Source organism: Macrococcus sp. 19Msa1099, from assembly GCA_019357535.2.
Taxonomy (GTDB): Bacteria; Bacillota; Bacilli; order Staphylococcales; family Staphylococcaceae; genus Macrococcoides; species Macrococcoides psychrotolerans.
The window spans coordinates 1,712,337-1,734,688 of sequence record CP079955.1 but is presented as its reverse complement, the minus strand read 5'-3'; the positions used below and the strand labels follow the sequence as shown (position 1 = coordinate 1,734,688).

Annotated in this window: 20 protein-coding genes; 16 read left to right on the top strand and 4 right to left on the bottom strand. The window is 39.1% G+C overall.

Translation table 11 applies throughout. The features are described 5' to 3' along the window. The first annotated feature begins 2 nt into the window (after positions 1–2). Positions 3–1,994, top strand: a complete 1,992-nt coding sequence (ligA, locus tag KYI10_09205; GenBank protein ID QYA32516.1) for an NAD-dependent DNA ligase LigA — start codon at positions 3–5, stop codon at positions 1,992–1,994. Positions 1,995–2,006: 12 nt separating this feature from the next. Continuing rightward, positions 2,007–3,173: a CamS family sex pheromone protein gene (locus tag KYI10_09200; protein QYA32515.1), complete on the top strand. Its 1,167-nt coding sequence runs from the start codon at positions 2,007–2,009 to the stop codon at positions 3,171–3,173. 85 nt (positions 3,174–3,258) lie between these two features. Here the strand turns inward: KYI10_09200 and putP are convergent, their stop codons facing one another. Further along, positions 3,259–4,791, bottom strand: coding sequence for a sodium/proline symporter PutP (gene putP / locus KYI10_09195; GenBank protein QYA33952.2), 1,533 nt, complete (start codon positions 4,789–4,791; stop codon positions 3,259–3,261). 177 nt (positions 4,792–4,968) lie between these two features. Between putP and gatC the strand changes: the two genes are divergently transcribed. The 4 genes from gatC to KYI10_09175 are packed head-to-tail and all read left to right on the top strand — an operon-like array spanning position 4,969 to position 9,023. Beyond that, on the top strand, positions 4,969–5,268 hold the full coding sequence (gene gatC / locus KYI10_09190) for an Asp-tRNA(Asn)/Glu-tRNA(Gln) amidotransferase subunit GatC (GenBank protein QYA32514.1): 300 nt from the start codon (positions 4,969–4,971) through the stop codon (positions 5,266–5,268). Position 5,269: 1 nt separating this feature from the next. Then, a complete protein-coding gene (gene gatA / locus KYI10_09185; protein QYA32513.1) occupies positions 5,270–6,715 on the top strand; it encodes an Asp-tRNA(Asn)/Glu-tRNA(Gln) amidotransferase subunit GatA in 1,446 nt (481 codons plus the stop codon). A 13-nt stretch (positions 6,716–6,728) separates the two neighbouring features. Further along, positions 6,729–8,156 (top strand): Asp-tRNA(Asn)/Glu-tRNA(Gln) amidotransferase subunit GatB, encoded by a 1,428-nt coding sequence (gene gatB / locus KYI10_09180; GenBank protein ID QYA32512.1) that lies wholly within the window; start codon positions 6,729–6,731, stop codon positions 8,154–8,156. A 57-nt stretch (positions 8,157–8,213) separates the two neighbouring features. Further along, positions 8,214–9,023, top strand: coding sequence for a CpsB/CapC family capsule biosynthesis tyrosine phosphatase (locus tag KYI10_09175; protein ID QYA32511.1), 810 nt, complete (start codon positions 8,214–8,216; stop codon positions 9,021–9,023). Positions 9,024–9,086: 63 nt separating this feature from the next. Here the strand turns inward: KYI10_09175 and KYI10_09170 are convergent, their stop codons facing one another. Further along, positions 9,087–9,344, bottom strand: a complete 258-nt coding sequence (locus KYI10_09170) for a hypothetical protein (protein ID QYA32510.1) — start codon at positions 9,342–9,344, stop codon at positions 9,087–9,089. Between the two features lie 50 nt (positions 9,345–9,394). Then, complete coding sequence (locus tag KYI10_09165; protein ID QYA32509.1) at positions 9,395–9,808, bottom strand: hypothetical protein; 414 nt, start codon at positions 9,806–9,808, stop codon at positions 9,395–9,397. 224 nt (positions 9,809–10,032) lie between these two features. Between KYI10_09165 and KYI10_09160 the strand changes: the two genes are divergently transcribed. The 3 genes from KYI10_09160 (at position 10,033) to KYI10_09150 (ending at position 13,069) form a co-directional block, all read left to right on the top strand. Then, complete coding sequence (locus tag KYI10_09160; protein ID QYA32508.1) at positions 10,033–10,554, top strand: GrpB family protein; 522 nt, start codon at positions 10,033–10,035, stop codon at positions 10,552–10,554. 101 nt (positions 10,555–10,655) lie between these two features. Beyond that, on the top strand, positions 10,656–12,098 hold the full coding sequence (locus tag KYI10_09155; protein QYA32507.1) for a helicase HerA-like domain-containing protein: 1,443 nt from the start codon (positions 10,656–10,658) through the stop codon (positions 12,096–12,098). Positions 12,099–12,109: 11 nt separating this feature from the next. Beyond that, positions 12,110–13,069 carry a diacylglycerol kinase gene (locus KYI10_09150; protein QYA32506.1) on the top strand — a complete coding sequence of 320 codons (960 nt, stop codon included), beginning with the start codon at positions 12,110–12,112 and terminating at the stop codon, positions 13,067–13,069. A 77-nt stretch (positions 13,070–13,146) separates the two neighbouring features. Here the strand turns inward: KYI10_09150 and KYI10_09145 are convergent, their stop codons facing one another. After that, positions 13,147–13,980: a glucose 1-dehydrogenase gene (locus KYI10_09145; protein QYA32505.1), complete on the bottom strand. Its 834-nt coding sequence runs from the start codon at positions 13,978–13,980 to the stop codon at positions 13,147–13,149. A gap of 330 nt (positions 13,981–14,310) precedes the next feature. Between KYI10_09145 and rlmD the strand changes: the two genes are divergently transcribed. The 7 genes from rlmD to KYI10_09110 all read left to right on the top strand — a co-directional run bounded on the left by rlmD (position 14,311) and on the right by KYI10_09110 (position 22,289). After that, complete coding sequence (gene rlmD, locus KYI10_09140; GenBank protein ID QYA32504.1) at positions 14,311–15,681, top strand: 23S rRNA (uracil(1939)-C(5))-methyltransferase RlmD; 1,371 nt, start codon at positions 14,311–14,313, stop codon at positions 15,679–15,681. Between the two features lie 185 nt (positions 15,682–15,866). Continuing rightward, the gene (locus KYI10_09135) at positions 15,867–16,400 is read left to right on the top strand and encodes a DUF2815 family protein (protein ID QYA32503.1); all 534 of its coding nucleotides are present in this window, start codon (positions 15,867–15,869) and stop codon (positions 16,398–16,400) included. 72 nt (positions 16,401–16,472) lie between these two features. After that, positions 16,473–18,413 (top strand): DNA polymerase, encoded by a 1,941-nt coding sequence (locus KYI10_09130; GenBank protein ID QYA32502.1) that lies wholly within the window; start codon positions 16,473–16,475, stop codon positions 18,411–18,413. A 55-nt stretch (positions 18,414–18,468) separates the two neighbouring features. Beyond that, a complete protein-coding gene (locus KYI10_09125; GenBank protein QYA32501.1) occupies positions 18,469–18,684 on the top strand; it encodes an SHOCT domain-containing protein in 216 nt (71 codons plus the stop codon). Positions 18,685–18,742: 58 nt separating this feature from the next. After that, positions 18,743–20,308 (top strand): recombinase family protein, encoded by a 1,566-nt coding sequence (locus tag KYI10_09120; protein ID QYA32500.2) that lies wholly within the window; start codon positions 18,743–18,745, stop codon positions 20,306–20,308. After that, positions 20,309–20,725, top strand: coding sequence for a recombinase (locus KYI10_09115; GenBank protein QYA32499.1), 417 nt, complete (start codon positions 20,309–20,311; stop codon positions 20,723–20,725). A gap of 19 nt (positions 20,726–20,744) precedes the next feature. Continuing rightward, a complete protein-coding gene (locus KYI10_09110; GenBank protein QYA33951.1) occupies positions 20,745–22,289 on the top strand; it encodes a recombinase family protein in 1,545 nt (514 codons plus the stop codon). Positions 22,290–22,352: the final 63 nt, after the last annotated feature.

Below are 22,352 nucleotides of genomic sequence, written 5' to 3'. Positions count from 1 at the left end.
GTATGAATATTGAACAGAGAGTAACAGAACTGCATCAGTTGCTACACCAGTATAACTATGAATACCATGTACAGGATAATCCTTCTGTACCTGATAGTGAATATGATAAGTTACTGCACGAACTGATTGATATTGAACGTGAGCATCCAGAACTGAAGACGGATGATTCTCCGACTGTGCGTGTAGGTGGGACACCGGTCTCTGCATTTGAGAAAGTTGATCATGATACACCGATGTTAAGTCTTGGCAACGCCTTCAGCGAAGAAGATTTGCTGGCATTTGATAAGCGTGTTAAAGATGAAGTCGGCGAAGTGGAATATATGGTTGAACTGAAAATTGATGGTCTTGCAGTATCACTGAAGTATGTCGATGGTGTATTCGTTCAAGGTTTAACGCGTGGTGATGGTACAACGGGTGAGAACATCACGCAGAATTTAAAGACCATTCATGCGATACCATTGACGTTATCTGTACCGCTCACTTTTGAAGTGCGTGGTGAAGCCTATATGCCTAGAAAGTCATTCCTTGCGCTTAATGCATATCGGGAAAAGGTTGGAGAACAGCTAGCTGCAAATCCACGAAATGCTGCAGCAGGTTCATTAAGACAGCTGGACTCTAAGCTTACTGCGAAACGTAAGTTAGATATCTTCCTATACAGTGTGAACGATTTAAGAGAGCTTGATGCACAAAGTCAAAGTGAAGCTTTAGACAAGTTAGACGAAATCGGCTTTAAAACGAATCATGAACGAAAGCTTTGTCGTAATATGAAAGAAGTGTTCGAGTATATTAAATACTGGACAGAAGCGCGCAATGATCTAGCCTATGATATTGACGGTATCGTCATTAAGGTAAACGATTTAAGTAAGCAGGATGAGCTCGGTTTTACGGCGAAAAGTCCGAAGTGGGCGATTGCCTATAAATTTCCTGCTGAAGAAGTCATAACGACATTAAAGGATATCGAGCTGTCTATCGGGCGTACTGGTGTTGTAACACCGACTGCAATTTTAGAGCCGGTGAAAGTAGCGGGTACTACTGTAGGACGTGCGTCGCTGCATAATGAGGATTTAATTCACGAGAAAGATATACGCATCGGTGATTCGGTCGTTATAAGAAAAGCAGGAGAGATTATACCTGAAGTAGTGCGCGTCGTATTGGACAGAAGACCTGACGATACTGAGCCGTACCATATGCCTGAAATTTGCCCGTCGTGTGGTCATGAACTGGTACGCATTGAAGGGGAAGTGGCTTTGCGCTGCATCAATCCGAAATGTGATGCGAAACTTGTAGAAGGTGTGATCCATTTCGTTTCCAGAACGGCGATGAACATTGATGGTTTAGGGGAACGTATCGTCGAAGTCTTATACAATGAAAATATTATAAATGACGTTGCAGATCTATATACGTTACAACGTGAACGACTCTTATCTTTAGAACGTATGGGAGAGAAGAAAGTCGATAAATTACTGGCAGCGATAGAAGCTTCTAAGGCCAATTCACTGGAACGGCTGCTCTTTGGATTAGGTATCAGACATCTAGGTGCAAAGGCGAGTATGGTGCTTGCACAGGAATTTGGAACGATGGATAATTTAAAGAATGCCACAGTTGAAACATTGACACAAATTGATGATATTGGTGAGAAGATGGCACAGTCTTTAGTCACTTACTTGCAAAATGAAGACATCATTCATCTGCTTGAAAAACTAGAACAATATGGTGTAAATATGCGCTATACTGGGGTTACGAAAGATGATATCGAAATTCATCCGGTATTCGGCGAGAAGACGATTGTTTTAACAGGTAAACTTACTATCATGTCTCGTAGCGAAGCAACGAAAGCATTAACGAACCTTGGTGCAAAGGTGACAAGTTCTGTAACGAAGAAGACAGATATTGTTATTGCAGGTAGTGATGCCGGTAGCAAGAGAGAAAAAGCAGAGTCACTCGGAATTCCTGTATGGACGGAGCAAATGATGGTGGATGCATTACGAAATTAAGAGGGGAAATCTATGAAGCGAATAGGGATATTAATGTTGTCTACAATTATTCTGGCAAGCTGTTCAAATGGTACACCAGAAAGTAACAACAAAGAGAAGGATAAACAAATTTCAACAGACGTACAGATATCAAATGATTATTATAGAACATTGTTACCATTCAAAGAGAGCCAGGCACGTGGACTTACAAGTTCGAATATGGTAAGCAGCTACAATGGCGAAGCATTTGAGGACGGTTTATTAAATATCAGCAAGAAAGTGTACACACCAGATAAATATTTATACCGTGATGGGCAATTATTATCGAAGAGTGCTGTTGAGAGCTATCTTGAACCGGAATATACAAAGCAGGAAATCGATAATATGGATAAAGACGAGCGAATCGAAAAAAACGCTTATGCCAATTTCGGTCTCAATCCATCACATAAAGGAGAAACAGATGGGGAAAAAATTGCCCGACAATCTCCAGCGTATTTGTCGCATCTATTAGAACAGAATTTCTATACTGAAGAAGATGCAAAAAAACAGAAACTTTCAGGTATGACAATTGGTCTTGCAATGAATAGTGTATACTATTATCAAAAAGAAGCGTTTGGAACTACTTATAATGTGAAACTCGATAAAAAAGAAATCGAGAAGCAAGCTAAGCAGATGTCTGATGAAATACTTTCTAGATTACGTGTAAAGCAGGAACTTAAAAATATTCCGATTACGTTTGCTGTGTTTGTACAGTCATCGGCCGAAAGCATCACACCTGGATCGTTTACTTCATATGGTACGAGTAAAGCTGGAAGCAGTAAGATTGATGATTGGAAGAAAATAAATGAAGATTACATCTTAGTGCCATCGGACGAAGTGGGAGAACTGGATGAAAAACTGAATAATGGATTTAAGCAGTTCAACGATCAGCTACAGAACTACTTCCCGAACTTTACACAGGCAATTGGAACAGGTTATTTCGTTGATGATAAGATACAGTCACTGAAAATTAATGTGCCATTAGATTACTATGGAAAAGCAGAAGTTATCGGTGTAACCCAATATATCGCAGACTTATCAATGAAAAGCTTTGCGCATGTCGATCGCTTTGAAATCTCCATCGTAGACAACACTAGACCTCGCGCATTAATAGTGAAAGAAAAAGGTGATAAAGCACCGTACATTCATGTATATGAATAGCGAACTTAGATATTAATCTGCACGCAAGAACATGCAACCGTGGAGAAAGAGTAAAAGGTCGAGACACGTTGTCTCGACCTTTTTATTATGAATTCACAATTTGTTTCATTTCATCGAACTCGTCAATAATACGTTGTTCAGGTTTCGGTGTAACCATACTTACAAGTACAGTTGACACAAAACTGATAAAGAACCCTGGAACAATTTCATATAACTCAAAGATACCACCGTGTGATTTCATCACAATCCAGAAGATTACTGTAATTGATCCAAGTACCATACCTGTAATCGCACCATGCTTCGTTAAACCTTTCCAATAAAGCGATAACAATACGAGCGGTCCGAATGCCGCACCGAATCCTGCCCATGCGTTACCAACTAAGTTTAAGATTGTATCGTTTGGGCTCCATGCAATTGCCATTGAAACAATTGCAACGAGTAATACTGATAGACGTCCAATCATAACGAACTCTTTCTCACGACTTGTGTCCTGAATGTTCGTTTTACGTAATAACATGTAGAAGTCTTGCGTTAAAGCACTGCTTGTAACAAGTAACTGTGAAGAAATCGTACTCATAATAGCTGCTAAGATTGCTGCTAGGAAGAATCCTGCAATTAGTGGATGGAATAACACTTGACTCATCATTACGAAGATTGTTTCAGGATTGTCTAACTTAGCATCTGATTTATTTACAAATGCAATACCAACAAGTCCTGTAACACAGGCACCGATTAATGAGATTGTCATCCATGAGATGCCGATGCGTCTTGCTGCAGGTAACTGTTTGTGTGACTTAATAGACATAAAGCGCACGATAATATGTGGTTGTCCAAAGTAACCTAAGCCCCATGCCAGTAAAGAGATAATACCAACTGTAGTCGTACCTTTGAAGAAGTCTAAGTTCGTCGGTTTAAGTTCAACGACAGTATCGAAAGCTTCCATACCATTTAATTTCATCAATGCTACGATTGGTACTAACACTAATGCGATTAACATGATTACCCCTTGGAAGAAGTCCGTAAGCGATACGGCAAGATATCCACCAAACAACGTGTAGATAATTACGATACTTGCAGTAAGTATAAGCCCGTAGTGATAATTTAATCCAAAGGAACTTTCGAATAATACGCCACCAGAAACCATTCCGGCATGCGTATATAATGTGAAGAACACGACGATAACAAGACCAGAGATAATCTTCAGTATACGTGTATGATCACTAACACGTTTCTCGAAGAAGTCAGGGATTGTAATGGCGTTATCTGCAAGCTCCGTATAAACACGTAATCTTGGTGCAACTAAGATATAGTTTAACCAAGCTCCTATCGTTAATCCGACTGCAATCCAAGTGGCAGAGAGTCCTGTAGCGTACACTGAACCTGGTAATCCCATCAGCATCCAGCCACTCATATCCGCTGCTCCAGCAGAAAGTGCTGTTACTAATGGTCCAAGGTTACGACCGCCAAGCATATATTCATCTAATGTACTTGTTGATTGTTTATATGCATAATAACCGATCCCTAACAGGATTAAGAAATATACAGCAATCATGACATACGTCATCCATGTTGCTTCAATTTTTACGTTTTGAAACGTATGACCTAATATCAAGCCCATTTGTTTATCCTCCTTTATTTTTACAATTAACGCTGAATTTTATTGTACTAGAGTGACAATATATCTATTATAATAGGGATTTAAGCGTTTTCATAGAATTATTTTTAGTATGCTTAGATTTTTTCGTTAAAATTTGATAAAATTTAAAGATGTTATATGTACATAAGGAGGACTCACATGTCAAAGATTACAAATGAGCAAGTTAAACACGTTGCACATTTAGCACGATTAGAAATTACTGAAGAAGAAGCAACAAAATTCAGTGCACAACTTGAAGCAATTCTTAACTTTGCGGATCAATTAGAAGAAGTGGATACTGAAGGTGTAGAACCGACATTCCACGTATTAGATTTGCAGAATGTATTGCGTGAAGATGTGGCAGAGACGAGCTTAACACAGGAAGAAATCTTAAAGAATGCTGCACATACAGAAGATGGACAATTTAAAGTGCCATCTATTTTAGGCGGAGGAGAATAATATGTCATTAAGATACGAATCAATCGAAAGCTTATCTCAAATGATTCAGAATAAAACGATTAAACCTTCTGAATTAGTTGAAGATACTTTTGTGAACATCGAAAAAGATGATACAGTCATCAATTCATTTTTAGCTTTAGATAAAGAAGCTGCGTTAGAGAAAGCAAAGACTATGGATAACGAAACACCATCAGGTAAATTATTTGGAATTCCGATGGGGATTAAAGATAACATCGTAACGAAAGATGTTGAAACAACTTGTGCGTCTAAAATTTTAGGTGGCTTTAATTCTGTATATGACGCTACTGTAATGAATAAATTAAATGCAGAAAATGGTATTCTTGTCGGTAAACTGAACATGGATGAGTTTGCGATGGGTGGTTCAACTGAAAATTCATTCTACAAGAAAACAGTTAATCCATTTGATCACACTGCAGTACCTGGTGGATCATCTGGTGGTTCTGCAGCTGCAGTTGCTGCAAGCTTAGTACCTTTCTCACTCGGTAGTGACACGGGTGGTTCTATTCGTCAACCAGCATCATACTGTGGTGTAGTAGGAATGAAGCCAACTTACGGTCGTGTATCACGTTTCGGTTTAGTTGCATTTGCATCGTCACTTGACCAAATTGGACCAATTACGCGTAACGTTAAAGATAACGCAACTGTATTAGAAGTGATTTCAGGACTTGATCCACATGACTCAACAAGTGCACCAGTCGATAATGTAGACTTCACTTCACAAATTGACAAGGATATTAAAGGTCTTCGCGTAGCAGTACCGAAAGAATATTTAGGTGAAGGTGTATCTGAAGAAGTTAAGGCAAGTGTACAGGCAGCGATTAAAGCATTAGAGAAGATGGGTGCAACAGTTGATGAAGTATCACTCCCTAATTCTAAATACGGTGTTGCAACGTATTACATTCTTTCTTCAAGTGAAGCAAGTGCGAACTTAGCACGTTTTGACGGTATTCGTTACGGATATCAGGCAGAAGGGGCACAAAACTTAGAAGAACTTTATAAGAAGACACGCCAGGAAGGTTTCGGTGACGAAGTGAAACGTCGTATTATGTTAGGAACTTATGCGCTGAGCTCTGGTTATTACGATGCATATTACAAAAAAGCACAAAAAGTACGTACATTAATTAAACAAGATTTTGAACGTGTATTTGAAAACTATGACATTATTGTTGGACCGACTGCACCAACTACAGCATTTGACATCGGTGCTCAAATTAATGATCCATTAACAATGTATGCGAATGACATCTTAACAATTCCAATCAACCTAGCAGGGTTACCATCGATGTCTATTCCATGCGGAGAGTCAAACGGCCGTCCAATCGGTTTACAGTTAATCGGTAAACCATTCGACGAGAAAACTTTATACAACGTTGCATATAACTATGAACAAAGCTTTAACATGCACGAACGTTATCAATCATTATAAGGAGACTTAAACTATGCATTTTGAAACAGTAATCGGACTAGAAGTCCACGTAGAATTAAAGACAGAATCGAAAATGTTCTCAGCTTCTCCTGCACATTTTGGCGCAGAGCCAAATACGAATGTTAACGTTGTAGATCTTGGATACCCTGGTGTATTACCGGTCGTAAACAAGACTGCCGTTGACTGGGCAATGCGTGCAGCGATGGCACTAAATATGGATATTCGAACTGAAACGAAGTTTGACCGTAAAAACTATTTCTATCCGGATAACCCGAAAGCTTACCAAATTTCACAGTTTGATGAGCCGATTGGTGAGAATGGTTATATCGATATTGAAGTGAATGGCGAAACGAAACGTATCGGTATTACGCGTCTTCATATGGAAGAAGATGCAGGGAAATTAACGCATAAAGATGGCTATTCATTAGTAGACTTAAACCGTCAAGGTACGCCATTAGTTGAGATTGTATCTGAACCAGATATTCGTACACCTGAAGAAGCGTATGCGTATTTAGAGAAGTTAAAAGCAATCATTCAGTACACAGGCGTATCTGACGTCCGTATGGAAGAAGGATCACTGCGTTGTGATGCGAACATCTCATTACGTCCTGTAGGTCAAGAGAAGTTTGGTACGAAAGCAGAACTTAAAAACTTAAACTCTTTCTCATTCGTTAAGAAAGGTTTAGAGCACGAAGTAAAACGCCAGGAAGAAGTACTATTAAATGGTGGAAAAATCTTACAGGAGACACGTCGCTTTGACGAGTCGACAGGTAAGACGATCCTTATGCGTGTTAAAGAAGGGTCTGACGACTACAGATACTTCCCAGAACCAGACTTAGTACCTTTATATATTGACGAAGCATGGAAAGAACGTGTGCGTGCATCAATTCCTGAACTTCCGGATGTACGTAAAGCGAAGTATGTATCAGAGTATGGATTACCTGAATACGATGCGCACGTATTAACATTAACGAAAGAAATGTCTGATTTCTTCGAAGCGATGATCGCACTTGACGCAGATGCAAAACTTTCATCAAACTGGTTGATGGGTGGCGTAAACGAATACTTAAACAAGAACCAGAAGGAGTTACATGAAACTGCATTAACGCCTGAGAACTTAAGTGAAATGGTGAAGTTGCTTGCAGATGGTACAATCTCTTCTAAAATTGCGAAAAAAGTGTTTGCTGATACAGTAGAAACAGGTAAAGCACCGAAAGTGATTATGGAAGAACAAGGTCTTGTTCAAATTTCTGATCCTGAACAACTGAAAGCGTTCGTAACTGAAGCGTTAGATAATAATCCTCAATCTATTGAAGACTTCAAGAACGGTAAAGGTAAAGCTACAGGCTTCTTAGTAGGTCAGATTATGAAGATTTCTAAAGGACAGGCAAATCCACAGCTTGTTAATAAAATTTTGCGTGAAGAATTAGAAAAAAGATAAATAAAACAGGAGCCTGGATGAGTATTCAGGCTCTTTGTCCTATACAGAGGTGAAAGTATGATAGATATTCATAACCATATATTGTACGGTGTCGATGATGGTGCTCAGACAGAAACAGAAACTCTTGATATGGCACGACAAGCCGTTGCAGAAGGGATTACAGATATTATTGCAACACCGCATCATAAAATTCAGTTATATGACAATTTCGGTCCGAAGATTAAAGAACTAACAGACAAGGTAAATCAGCTTATTAAAGAGAATAACATTCCACTTAATGTGCATGCCAGTCAGGAAATTAGGATCTACGGTGATGTCATCACAGATTTGAACAGTGGTAAAGCATTACCGCTTGCAGGGCCTTACGTATTAATAGAATTTCCATCTAATGAAGTGCCGATTTATACGGAGCAGTTATTTACACAACTTGCAATGGAAGGGTATGTTCCAATCATCGCTCATCCAGAACGTAATACTGAGCTTCAGAAGAACCCTAAGAAACTCGCTGAACTGATTGAACTCGGTGCACTCGCACAAGTTACAGCTGGGGTAGTTGTTGGCAATTTAGGTCATCATGCACAATCTATTGCAGACCTTATGATTGAACATCAATTGATTCATTTCGTCGCAAGTGATGCCCACAATGTAAATAACCGTAATTTCCATATGAAAGCAGCATACGAAACGATTGAACATAAGTTTGGCAGTGAAGTTGCTGATCGTTTCAAAGATAATGCGAAGAAAGTGCTGCTTAGTGAACAGATACCATATTTAAGCCCGAAAGAAATCATTAAGACTGAGAGTTCATCAGAGAGACACGCAAAGAAGAAGAAAGAAAAGAAAAAGAAATTTCTAGGCTTATTCTAAATTGACATAAGTGCAAAGTGATACGTTCATAAAAAAGACTATCGAGACAAAGTCCCGATAGTCTTATTTTAATATTTCGTCTGTAATGGCTTTACTCCATTTCGTCACGCCATCTTTCGTAAGGAGCTCTGTATCATTGTCATATTTATCTTTGACAGCTTCACTTACTGGGATGAAATACACGTCCTGGTTTTGCAGGAAGTTTGCTTCTTTTTGCTGGTAAGTATTAAATTCATCATCATTTATCCTACGTGTACCAGTAACGTAAATTTTTCGGTGTTCATTTTTAATGTTATTAAGGATTGCTTCAAGATTATTCAAATGGTCTTCGATAGTTACGCCTTCGATATAGTCATTAAGTGTAAGCGCATCTAAAATAACGACATCTGGATTTTTTTATTAATATCATCACTGTTTAATGTGTTAGAACTTGCATCAACATCAACAATATTATAATTTACATCTTCTTGTAAATTTGAAATAAATGTATTTGCGACATTCGTATCTTTATTTGATGTTTGATACGGTGTGCTTACAAACGTCAGCTGCATCCTTTTATTATCTTTCTTTTGTTCTTCATAAATCTTTTGGATTGCAGGTTCTTTGAAGACGTGTGGTAGAGATATTTTTTCTGATTCTTGCTCTTCTGATTGATGAGCAGCGCTTTTTAATTGTGCTTCCTTTGTTTCTCCGCCTTCAGTTACTTTACCTTGCCAGTATTTATAGCCGGCACCAATCAGTAGAATCGCTGCTAATATATATATCCAGAATAATATATTTTTCATTAATTTAACCTCCAGTTTCATAGATATTATTATTTTATCAAATAACAGATATAAATAATATATGATGATGAAAACTATTTTTGTGAAGAATGGGTAAAGTATATGAATAAATATTTTATTATTCTAAATATTATTAATATTCATAGATATATTACATTTAATATGATAAACTACTTTAAATTAGCACGAAATACGAAGTAACTTGCGGGGGATGGGGGAATTCTATGTTAGATTATAAATTATATAGTGATCTTGACTATCATCAAATATATATCAACGCTTCTAAGGAACTAATAGAAGTCTTTCGGAATGAAATTGTTGAATTACATCACATTGGTAGTACCTCCATTGAAGGTGTAAGTGTCATACCGTCAGTAGAAATATTACCGGTAGTCAAGGACTTAAACAAGCTTGATGGTTATGTCGCTCAGATGGAACGAATTGGTTATTCATTAACTCAAACGTCACTAGATAGAAATAACAAGTATCTACTGTTTACTGCACATAAGAACGATATAGAGATATGTGTACTTATTATTGAACGTACAGACTGTAATAGTCTTGAGAGAAAACTAGCAGTTAGAGATTATTTAAGGACACATCATAAAGAGCGTATCGCATACAGGCTGTTTAAGCAGGAGTTAAATCGCTTAACAAAAGCATCTCAAGAATTGCAACGTGCAGAAGATGAATATTTAAAAGAGATTGAAGCAAAAGCGATATACTGGTACCGATTAAATAATTAAGAGGAGTGGTCTCCACCCTCTATTTTTTTGTGTCAAAATTGCATATTCGTGCTGTTCATGTAAAATAAAAGTATTCAATAATACAAAATGAGGGGTAACAAATGATGAATAATATAAAGATAGCTAAAGCAGCTGATCATAACATATATTTAGATCTTCCTATGGCAAACCGTCATGGTTTGATAGCAGGTGCAACAGGTACGGGTAAGACTATCACACTAAAAGTTATGGCTGAACAGTTTTCTAAAGCCGGGGTGCCTGTATTCCTGGCTGATGTTAAGGGGGATCTGGCGAGCATTGCAGAAGCGATGACGATTAATGATAAGATTCAAGAACGATTAAACAACCTACAGATTGATGATTATACACCTCAAACCTTTCCTGTAAGGTTATGGGATATATTTGGAGAACAAGGCACACCTGTCAGAGCGACAATTACAGATATGGGGCCTATGCTTTTAGGTCGTCTGCTAGAATTGAATGATACACAGTCTGGCATATTAGATATTGCGTTTAAAATCAGTGATGAGCAAGGTCTGCTTCTACTGGACCTGAAAGATTTACAGGCATTATTAAAGGAAATGTATGAAAATACGACCGAATATAGTGGTGTTTATGGTAATATCACGAAGCAATCGATAGGTGCAATTCAACGTAAGTTATTATCATTAGAAACACAAGGTGCTGATCAGTTTTTCGGGGAGCCGGCATTAAAGTTATCGGACTTTATGGAAACAACGGAAGATAAGGGTGTCATCAACATCCTGATGGCCAACAATTTATATACAAAACCAGTATTGTACTCTACATTTCTACTTTGGTTATTAACAGAACTCTTTGAAACATTACCGGAAGTCGGAGATATAGAACAGCCGAAGCTTGTATTCTTTTTCGATGAAGCACATCTACTGTTTAAAGGTGCACCGAAGTCATTTGTGACACAAGTGGAGCAAGTAGTACGTCTCGTGCGTTCTAAAGGTGTCGGGGTATATTTTATTACTCAAAATCCAATCGACTTACCTGATGAAGTATTAGGTCAGCTTGGAAACCGTGTTCAACATGCTTTACGCTCATTTACACCACGTGATCAAAAAGCTGTTGCCAGTGCAGCTGAAACGTTCCGACAAAACCCTGAAATTGATGTCGCGTCCGTTATTGGAGAATTGAAGACAGGAGAAGCACTCATTTCCTGTTTGAATGAAGACGGACAGCCGAGTATTGTAGAACGTGCATTTATCCGTCCGCCGGAAAGTAAGATTGGCGTGATTGATGAACAAGTGAAAGTTAAGGTTATAGAAGGCAACCCATATCATGCACAGTATAATGAAACGGTTGATCGTGAGAGTGCGTATGAAATACTGCAGAAGAAAGTAGAAGCATCGAAAACAAAAGCACAAACTAAAGAAGCGAAAGCTGAAAAAGCAGCGCCTAAAAGAAAGCAAAAATCTGATTTCGAAAAGATTGCTTCAAGCGTACTTACAAGTGTGGGAAGACAAATTGGGCGTGAAATTGTAAGGAATATATTTGGAACGAGAAGACGTTAGGAGGAGTGTACGTGAGAAAACGTGCCAGAATTATCTATAATCCAACATCCGGTAGAGAGCTATTCAAAAAAGCATTACCCGATGTATTAATTAAGTTAGAAGATGCAGGATATGAAACAAGCGCTTATGCAACAAAGAGTGCAGGTGATGCAACAGCTGCTGCAGAACGTGCAGTGGAAGATAAGTTTGACTTGGTAATTGCAGCAGGTGGAGACGGTACGATTAATGAGGTGATTAACGGTATCGCAGAAAAAGACTATCGACCAGACATCGGTATTATACCGATGGGAACCGTGAATGACTTTGGTCGTGCGTTACTCATCCCAAAAGATATCGATGAAGCGGTTGATGTGATTGTCAGTGGGCAGACAGTATCAGTAGATGTCGGTAAAATGAATAATCGCTATTTTATTAATATCGCTGGAGGCGGAAAGATTACGGAAGTGAGCTATGAGGCGCCGAGCCGACTGAAGACAGTACTGGGACCGCTTGCTTATTATGTTAAAGGATTAGAGATGCTCCCAGAAATTAAAGCAAGTGATGTACGTATCGAATATGATGGTGAAGTATACAGCGGAGAAGCGATGATGTTTCTTATAGGCCTTACAAATTCGGTAGGTGGCTTTGAGAAGCTCGTGCCGGATGCATCGATTAATGATGGCTACTTTACGTTATTAATATTAGAGAAAGTGAACTTTGCGGAGTTCGGACATATATTTACGCTTGCTTCAAGAGGTGAACATATTAAGCATCCTAAAGTACGTTATGTTAAAGCTAAAGACATAAAAGTATCGTCATTTGATAAGGTGCAGTTAAATGTCGATGGCGAATTTGGAGGTATATTACCAGCTCACTTTATTAATCTTGAACGTCATATTAATGTCTTTAGTTTATTAGAACAGCTGAATACAGAGAAGAAGATTGAGATAGAAGAAGAATATCGTGAAATGACGAAAGTAGTACGTGATTAAAATGGAGAGGCAGAACACTTTTGTTCCGCCGTTTAGATAGTTATCGATATAGGATTAAATATTATCTTGTAATCATTTTATTTTGTCTTCACATTAATCTCATCAGTAAATTCATCGAGCAGTGCATCATGTTCAAAGTTTCGATGAGATGGATATAGACTCAGACCACCATCTGCTACAATCGTCTGGCCGGTAATATATTTACTTTCCTTACTTGCTAGAAATGCAGCGACACTTGCGATTTCTTCAGGTTCTGCAACATACCCCATCGGCACAAATAAATCTGCATCTTTCTTATCTTGTTCTGTCTTGAAATTCTCTGCATTAATTGGTGTATTGATACTGCCAGGTGCAATGTTATTAACGCGGATCTGTACACGTGCATATTCGAGAGCGAGACTTTGTGTAAGTAGTTTTACACCGCCTTTACTTGCACAGTAATGCGCATAATGTGGCCATGGTATAATTTCATGGACGCTTGATATATTGATGATCGTACCTTTATATTTATTTTCCATAAAGTGACGTAAGGCTAATTGACACCCAATGAAAGTTCCGCGTAAATTCACATCGATTACTTTATCGAATGTTTCTATCGACATCGTATGACTTGGAACGTCGGACTGGATGCCTGCATTATTAACAAAGATATGGAATTCACCGAAGTGTTTGATTGTCTCCTTTACGAGATGTTCCATATCATTCTTACTGGTTGTGTCTCCTTGAATCATCAGTGCCTCAACACCATATGACTGAAGTGCTTCGATTAATGCTTGTGCTTCACCTTCTCTAGAATGATAATTGATAACAACATTGATGCCTTCTTGTGCATAACGTAAAGCTGTAGCGCGTCCTATACCTGATGCTCCACCAGTGACTATTGCGACCTTACCTTTTAGATCAAGATACATAACAAAACTCCTTCAAATATGATGGTTTATATTACCCTCATTATGTTATATATAACCTTTTACGCACATCAAATTTTCCTATAAGATAACAGTGGAGTAGAAAAGTACTCAAGAAATGGGGCGAATGGAGTGTCTCTTATTTTAATAAGATAGACAAACCGTTCATATTGAAGGATAATAAGGCTACTGCCTCTGGATTCCCGAGCTATAATATGGATTTACTCTATGAACTGGCGTATAGCATCGATCTTATACAAGAAACGAGATATGGAACTACCAGGGAAGCAATCAATAACAGTCACTTTGTACAAATAAACTATAGGAGCAATTATGAAACAAATTAAATTTAACAAGAATGAAATACTTACTGGAACAGTCGTAGATTTAACACATGAAGGTGCGGGCGTTGTAAAGATTGACGATTATCCGTTCTTCGTTGAAGGGGCATTACCTGGCGAAGAAGTTTCGATCAAAGTTATGAAAGTCGGTAAAACATTTGGATTTGCAAGACTTGAGAATGTATTAACAAAAAGCACTGACCGTGTTGAAGAGAAAGATATTATCGGTAGACAAGTAGGTACGATGACGCTGCAGCACATGTCATATGATGCACAGCTTAAGTTTAAGCAGCATCTCGTTGAAAGTGCATTTATACGATTAGGGAAATTTAAAAAAGTAAAAGTATGGGAAACAGTCGGAATGGATTACCCATACGAATACCGTAATAAAGCGCAAATCCCAGTACGTTCAGTAAACGGCAATGTTGAAACTGGATTCTTCAGAAAGAACAGTCATCAGCTCGTCCCTGTAGAGAATTTCTATATTCAGCATAAAGCAATCGATGAAGCGATTGTGAAAGTAAGAGATATTCTGCGCAAATACGATATCGTACCTTATAACGAGCGCAACCATAACGGAGAAATCCGCCATATCGTCGTGAAACGAGGTCATTATACAGGTCAACTAATGATCATATTAGTAACGAATAAAAAACGTCTGCAAAACATTGAATCGATTACACATGATATCGTGAACACAATCGATAACGTTGAAAGCGTTGTATTAAACTTCAACAATCAAGAAGGTAACGTAATTCTTGGACGTAACAATACAGTATTACACGGAACGCCGTATTATACAGATAAGATGTTAGGACTAGAATTCAGAGTATCACCGAACTCATTCTTCCAGGTGAATACACCACAAGCAGAAGCATTATATAACCTTGCCCTTGAAGCGGCAAACTTAAAAGGACATGAAACGGTACTCGATGCATATTGTGGTATAGGAACAATCTCGCTCGCACTCGCACAGCATGCAGAACAAGTCTATGCGATGGAAATCGTGCATGAATCGATTAAAATGGCGAAGCAGAACGCGAAGATGAACGGTATTGATAACGTTCACTTTGAAACAGGTTCAGCAGATGAAATCTTACCGAAGTGGAGCGAACAAGGCGTGAAGTTTGACGTCGCAGTCGTAGATCCACCACGTAAAGGATTAGATGATGACTTTATTCAGACATTAATTAATCAAAGCCCTAAAACAATCGTCTATGTCAGCTGTAATCCAGGAACATGCGCACGTGACTGCCGTAAGTTTGCAGATGCAGGCTATAAATTAGAATACGTAAAGCCGGTGGACTTATTCCCGCAAACACCGCACGTTGAGACGGTAGTATTGATGTCAAGGGTGGATTAATAAGAGTGTAATAAGATAAGTAAATAAAGGCTTTCCGTGGTTTGAGGTCCGGTTTTGAAACGGAAGGATAATCACGGATTTTTGCTTTGAGGGAAGTTATCCAAGAATGATGAAATAAAAAAATATCAGCCGAAATAATTGTTGATGTGGTGAGTTGATAAGATGATTGGCAAAACAATGGTGAGTTGATAGAATTGCTGTCAAAAAGTCAGAAAATATTTACACTCTTCCACGGTTGGGAGCCTGTATCCATTAATGGTGGTGCGGAAAAGTACAGTGTATCCGTCCTTATTCCAAAGGAAGATAAGGAAACCATTAATGCCATCCATGCAGCGGTTGATGCAGCTATTGAGGAAGGTATCGCAAAGTTTGGTGGTAAGAAACCCAATAAGGCAGCCATTAAACTACCGTTGCGTGATGGAGATGTAGAGCGTGATGATGAGGCTTATAAAGGCCATTACTTCATCAATGCAAATAGCAAGACAGCGCCACAGATTGTAGACAAAAGTGTTAAGCCGATCATGGATCGCAGTGAAGTGTACAGCGGTTGTTATGGCAGGGTTTCACTTAACTTCTATGCCTTCAACTCAAATGGTAATAAAGGTGTAGCTTGTGGTCTTGGTAACATTCAAAAAATTAGAGACGGAGAACCTCTGGGTGGTAAGTCTTCTGCAGTAGATGATTTTACGACTCTTGTCGATGATGACTTCCTTGCCTAAAAGGAATAGAAAACTTGACGGTGGTGGAGGTCTTCCCTCTGTCACCTTTTTTCATTTAGGAAGGAGACCACTATGAAGAACTTAGAAATTGATATTGAAACCTATTCATCTACCAACCTACAAAAGAGTGGTGTTTATCGTTACGTACAAGCAGATGATTTTGAGGTGATGCTGTTTGGTTATGCGGTTGATGGTGGTGAAGTTAAGGTCGTTGATTTGATGAATGGAGAAAAGATTCCAAAAGAAATCCTAGATGCATTAACCGATGAAACCATTACGAAGTGGGCATTTAATGCTCAGTTTGAACGAGTATGCCTTTCACGTTATTTGGGCAATTCTACTGGAACTTATCTAAATCCTCACTCATGGAAATGCTCCATGGTTTGGTCTGCCTATATGGGGCTTCCTCTTTCTTTAGAAGGTGTAGGTGCAGTGCTAGGACTTGAGAAACAGAAGCTAACGGAGGGTAAAGACCTGATACGATATTTTTGTCTTCCATGTACTCCAACAAAAATAAATGGTGGTAGAACCCGTAACCTATCCACTGATGAAATCGATAAATGGCAGCAGTTTAAAGTATATAACAAACGTGATGTGGAGGCAGAAATACAGATACAACAAAGATTGATTAAGTTTCCAGTGCCAGAAGATATCTGGGAAGAGTATCATCTCGACCAAGAAATCAACGACCGTGGTATAAAGGTGGATATGGATTTTGTAAATCAAGCAATTGCTATGGATGAGATTTCTCGCAACAAACTGATGTCCGATATAAAGGAAATCACAGAACTCGATAACCCAAACTCCGTACAACAGATGAAAGGCTGGCTTTCGGATAACTGTCTAGAGATGGAGACTCTCGGTAAAAAAGCTGTCGCTGAGAAACTTAAGGAAACCGATGGTGAACTAAATGAAGTTCTTTCACTTCGTCAGCAACTGGCAAAATCCTCGGTAAAGAAATATACAGCAATGGAAAATGCGGTCTGTAGTGATTCTCGTGCCAGAGGGATGTTTCAATTTTATGGTGCTAACAGGACCGGACGCTTTGCCGGAAGGCTTGTGCAATTGCAAAACCTCCCTCAAAACCATATGCCAGACTTAAAAGAGGCACGAAACATCGTCAGAAATGGTAATGTTGAAACACTAGAACTGCTCTATGAAGATATACCAGATACCCTCTCACAACTGATTCGTACAGCCTTTGTACCTAGAGTTGGTCATAAGTTTATTGTCGCAGACTTCTCAGCAATTGAGGCTCGTGTGCTTTCATGGCTTGCAGGCGAAGCATGGCGAACAAAGGTATTTGCTAGTGGTGGCGATATCTACTGTGCATCTGCCTCTCAGATGTTTAAAGTTCCCGTTGAAAAGCATGGTGTGAACGGTCACTTGAGACAGAAGGGTAAAATTGCGGAACTGGCACTTGGATATGGTGGTTCTGTTGGTGCGCTAAAAGCCATGGGTGCATTAGAAATGGGACTTGAAGAGGAAGAGTTAAAACCGCTTGTGAATGCCTGGAGAATGTCTAATCCCAACATCACACAGTTCTGGTGGGATGTAGATCGGGCGGCTAAACAATGCGTGAAGGAAAACAAATCACAAGAAACCCATGGCATCGAGTTTCATTGTTTTAGTGGCATGCTTTTTATCGTTCTTCCCTCTGGCAGAAGGCTCGCCTATGTAAAACCTCGAATTGGTGAGAATCAGTTTGGTGGTGAGTCTGTTACCTATGAAGGAGTAGGTGGAACAAAGAAATGGGAGCGTCTTGAAAGTTACGGTCCTAAGTTTGTAGAGAATATTGTTCAAGCCATCTCCCGTGATATTTTGATGTATTCAATGAAGATGCTTAGTACTTATCGTATTGTGGCTCATGTCCATGATGAAGTCATTATTGAAGCCGATCCTCAAATATCTGTTACTGAAGTATGTAAACAGATGAGTCAAGTGCCACCTTGGGCAAAAGGGCTGCTCCTTGATGCCGATGGCTATGAATGTGACTTTTATCAAAAAGATTAAAGAAATCATCAGATTTCACCTCCTGCCATGGCTACTAGGTAGGAGGTGTTTTTCTATGAACATTTATGAAGTAAAAGACGGCTGTCCTTTAAAGGGCAAGACCGAGCAGATGACAGAGGAAGAATTACAAAAGGAATATGACTTTCATATAGCAGAGAGCATTGTCGCAAACCTATATAAAGAAGGCAAAATCACAGTGGATGAATTACACAAAATATCAGCCCTAAACAGGCAGAAATTCTCTCCCCGTTTAGCCGATATTATGTCCTAAAAAGCTTGCTATTAATAGCTTTTAGAGTGATGTATGTAATGGGCGAAAGCGAGGTGAGATGATGAAAAAGATAACAAAAATAGATGAACTGCCCCAGGGACAACTACCTACTACGAAACTTAGGGTCGCCGCTTATGCGAGGGTATCAACCGATAGTGATGAACAGCTTGAAAGCCTTAAGGCACAGCGAGAACACTATGAGCGATATATTAAGTCTAATCCAGAATGGGCGTTTGCTGGTCTTTATTATGACGAAGGGATCTCCGGCACCAAGATGGAGAAACGGACTGAACTGCTCCGCATGATACGAGATTGTAAGCAAGGTCGGATAGATTTTATTATCACCAAATCAATCAGCCGCTTTGCTCGTAATACAGTAGATTGCCTAGAGTTAGTAAGAAAGCTGATTGATATCGGTATTTACATTTATTTTGAAAAAGAGAATCTAAATACGGGTGATATGGAAAGTGAGCTGATGCTTTCTATCCTTTCTGGATTTGCTGCAGAAGAGTCTGCATCTATTTCACAAAATAGCCAATGGTCTATTCAAAAGAGATTTCAAAATGGCAGTTATGTCGGTACGCCACCTTTTGGATATTCCAAGGTGGATGGTGAGATGTTTATAGTTCCAGAGGAGGCTGAAATCATAAGACGTATTTTTTCCCAGTTCCTATCTGGCAAAGGTAGCAGTACTATAGCCAGAGGCTTGAACAAAGACAAAATCCCTGCAAGAAGAGGTAATCACTGGAGTGCAGGCACGGTGATAGACATGCTTCGAAACGAAAAATATATGGGTGATGTCCTACTACAAAAGACTTACACCGATAGTAACTACAATCGCCATCCGAATACAGGGGGAAAAGATCAGTATCACTACAAGGACGATCATGAACCTATTATAAGTAGAGAAGACTTTGCTAAGGTGCAAGACATCATTGATGAGAGAGCTAAGACGAGAAATAAAGGTATGAAAAAGAACGTTTATCTTAATCGATATGCTTTAAGTGGCAAGATTGTCTGTGGAGAGTGTGGTCGCAATTTTAGGAGAAAGACAAACTACTCAGCTGGTAGGAGTTACATTGCTTGGAGTTGCATTGGTCATATCGAAGACAAAGAGAGCTGTTCCATGTTGTTTCTGCGAGATGGGGAAATCAAAGCCACATTTACCACCATGATGAATAAACTTGCTTTCAGTAACAAACTAATCCTAGAACCACTTTTCAAATCAATTAGCCACATTGATGAGCAAAGCGACCGTGAAAGAATGGTTGCTATTGATAAGCGAATGGAGCAACTCATGGAAGAACGCAACACCCTTATTACACTGATGGCCAAAGGTTTCCTTGAGCCAGCTCTTTTTAATCAGGAACGAAATGTTTTAGATAGTGAGATGAAAAATCTTTCAACTGAAAAAACAAACCTTGTATCAAATTCCGCGAGTGGGGTTTTGCGAGCAAACGATATAAAGGACCTCATTGATTACGTGTCAGCAGATAATTTTAATGGTGATTACACGGAAGAATTATTTGAAGAATTTGTAGAGAACATCATTATAAACTCCAGGGATGAGCTGACATTCAATTTGAAATGCGGTCTTTCCCTGAAAGAAAAGGTGGTGAGATAAATGGCATATATTCCATATGGATACAAAATTCAAGACGGAGTGGTTACTGTCGATGAAAAGGCAGCAGGTCAAGTAAAGGTATTCTTTGAGAAATACATATCAGGACTATCCCTTACAGTGGCTGGCGAACAAGCAGGTATAGATAAGACACACTCTGTGATGGGACGCATTTTGAAAAACGTCAACTACCTTGGAAATGATACGTATCCAGCAATCATTGATAAAGAGATATTTGATAAAGCTGAAGAAGTTAGAGATAAGCGTGCAAAGGATTTAGGACGAGTGGTAGAGCTTGCCGCTTTCACCTCTCCCCCTCCCAAAGAACGATTTAAAATGAGAAAGGCAGATAATAAGATGCCAGTGGATCCTTTTGAACGAGCAGAATACTTATACAGTCTGATAGAAAGCGAGGAATAAAGTGACAGAGAAAAATATAATGGTTATTCCTGCTCGTAAAAGAGTAGGAAGTACAGCCGCAAAAGAAAAGATAAAGAAACTTCGTGTTGCTGCCTATTGCCGTGTTTCTACAGAAGCAGAAGAACAAAATTCTAGCTATGAGGTTCAGGTCGCACACTATACAGAGTTTATAAAGAAAAATAATGAATGGGAGTTTGCTGGCATCTTTGCAGATGATGGTATCTCCGGTACAAACACTAAAAAGCGTGACGAATTTAATCGTATGATTGCAGAGTGTATGGATGGTAACATCGACATGGTTATTACTAAATCCATCAGCCGATTTGCACGTAACACCCTAGACTGCCTTCAATATATTAGACAGCTCAAGGATAAGAACATATCCGTTTATTTTGAAAAAGAGAACATCAACACCATGGATGCCAAAGGTGAGGTTTTGCTGACTATTATGGCATCTTTGGCACAACAGGAAAGCCAAAGCCTTTCACAAAACGTTAAACTTGGGCTACAGTACCGATACCAACAAGGAAAGGTGCAGGTCAACCATAAGCGATTTATGGGCTACACCAAAGATGAAGATGGAAATTTAATCATTGTTCCCGAAGAAGCTGAGATTATCAAACGCATCTACCGAGAATACCTTGAAGGTCAGAGTCTAGTGGGCATTGGTCGAGCCCTTGAAAAGGATGGTATTTTAACAGCAGCGGGAAAACCAAGATGGCGACCAGAATCAGTTAAGAAGATCCTTCAAAACGAAAAATACATCGGAGATGCCCTTCTGCAAAAGACTGTCACAGTAGATTTTCTGACCAAAAAACGAGTGAAAAATGAAGGGCATGTTCCCCAATATTATGTTGAAAATAGCCATGAATCGATCATTCCCAAAGAATTATACTTGCAAGTTCAGGAGGAAATTCATCGAAGAAGCAATATCTACACGGGAGCAGGCAAGAACAAACGAATTTATAGTAGCAAGTACGCTTTAAGTGCCATCACCTTCTGTGGAGATTGTGGCGATATTTATAGGAGAACCTATTGGAATATTCATGGCAGAAAAGAATTTGTCTGGCGATGTGTGACTAGAATCGAGCAGGGTCCTGAGATATGTAAGAACCGAACCGTAAAAGAAGATGAACTCTATGATGCTGTAATGACTGCAATTAATAAACTGCTTGCAGGTGGCAACAATATAATAAAGACACTGGAAGAAAATATTCATGCGGTGATTGGTGAAACGACAGAATACCAAATTTCAGAGATTAACAACTTACTGGAGGAAAAGCAAAAAGAACTCATCAAGCTGGCTAATAAGGGTCAAGATTATGAACATCTAGCAGATGAGATTGATGAGCTGAGAGACAAGCGACAGCTCCTTTTAGTAGAAGATGCCTCCCTCAGTGGCGAGAACGAGCGAATCAATGAGCTGATTGAATTTATCCGCAAGAACAAATTCCGTACCTTAGAGTACGATGATAAGCTTGTAAGGAAGATAATCGAGAATGTCACAGTCTATGAAGAACACTTCGTCATATCCTTTAAATCTGGTATTGAAATTGAAATATGAAAACCAGAAGTAAATAGCCCATGACTCTGAAGTAGAGTTGTGGGTTTTCTTTTGCTTGCTGAT

Bases quoted from the DNA above. Each gene is read 5' to 3' on its own strand.
- ligA (QYA32516.1), top strand. From the start codon at position 3: ATGAATATTGAACAGAGAGTAACAGAACTGCATCAGTTGCTACACCAG.
- KYI10_09200 (QYA32515.1), top strand. From the start codon at position 2,007: ATGAAGCGAATAGGGATATTAATGTTGTCTACAATTATTCTGGCAAGC.
- putP (QYA33952.2), bottom strand. From the start codon at position 4,791: ATGGGCTTGATATTAGGTCATACGTTTCAAAACGTAAAAATTGAAGCA.
- gatC (QYA32514.1), top strand. From the start codon at position 4,969: ATGTCAAAGATTACAAATGAGCAAGTTAAACACGTTGCACATTTAGCA.
- gatA (QYA32513.1), top strand. From the start codon at position 5,270: ATGTCATTAAGATACGAATCAATCGAAAGCTTATCTCAAATGATTCAG.
- gatB (QYA32512.1), top strand. From the start codon at position 6,729: ATGCATTTTGAAACAGTAATCGGACTAGAAGTCCACGTAGAATTAAAG.
- KYI10_09175 (QYA32511.1), top strand. From the start codon at position 8,214: ATGATAGATATTCATAACCATATATTGTACGGTGTCGATGATGGTGCT.
- KYI10_09165 (QYA32509.1), bottom strand. From the start codon at position 9,808: ATGAAAAATATATTATTCTGGATATATATATTAGCAGCGATTCTACTG.
- KYI10_09160 (QYA32508.1), top strand. From the start codon at position 10,033: ATGTTAGATTATAAATTATATAGTGATCTTGACTATCATCAAATATAT.
- KYI10_09155 (QYA32507.1), top strand. From the start codon at position 10,656: ATGATGAATAATATAAAGATAGCTAAAGCAGCTGATCATAACATATAT.
- KYI10_09145 (QYA32505.1), bottom strand. From the start codon at position 13,980: ATGTATCTTGATCTAAAAGGTAAGGTCGCAATAGTCACTGGTGGAGCA.
- rlmD (QYA32504.1), top strand. From the start codon at position 14,311: ATGAAACAAATTAAATTTAACAAGAATGAAATACTTACTGGAACAGTC.
- KYI10_09130 (QYA32502.1), top strand. From the start codon at position 16,473: ATGAAGAACTTAGAAATTGATATTGAAACCTATTCATCTACCAACCTA.
- KYI10_09125 (QYA32501.1), top strand. From the start codon at position 18,469: ATGAACATTTATGAAGTAAAAGACGGCTGTCCTTTAAAGGGCAAGACC.
- KYI10_09120 (QYA32500.2), top strand. From the start codon at position 18,743: ATGATGAAAAAGATAACAAAAATAGATGAACTGCCCCAGGGACAACTA.
- KYI10_09115 (QYA32499.1), top strand. From the start codon at position 20,309: ATGGCATATATTCCATATGGATACAAAATTCAAGACGGAGTGGTTACT.
- KYI10_09110 (QYA33951.1), top strand. From the start codon at position 20,745: ATGGTTATTCCTGCTCGTAAAAGAGTAGGAAGTACAGCCGCAAAAGAA.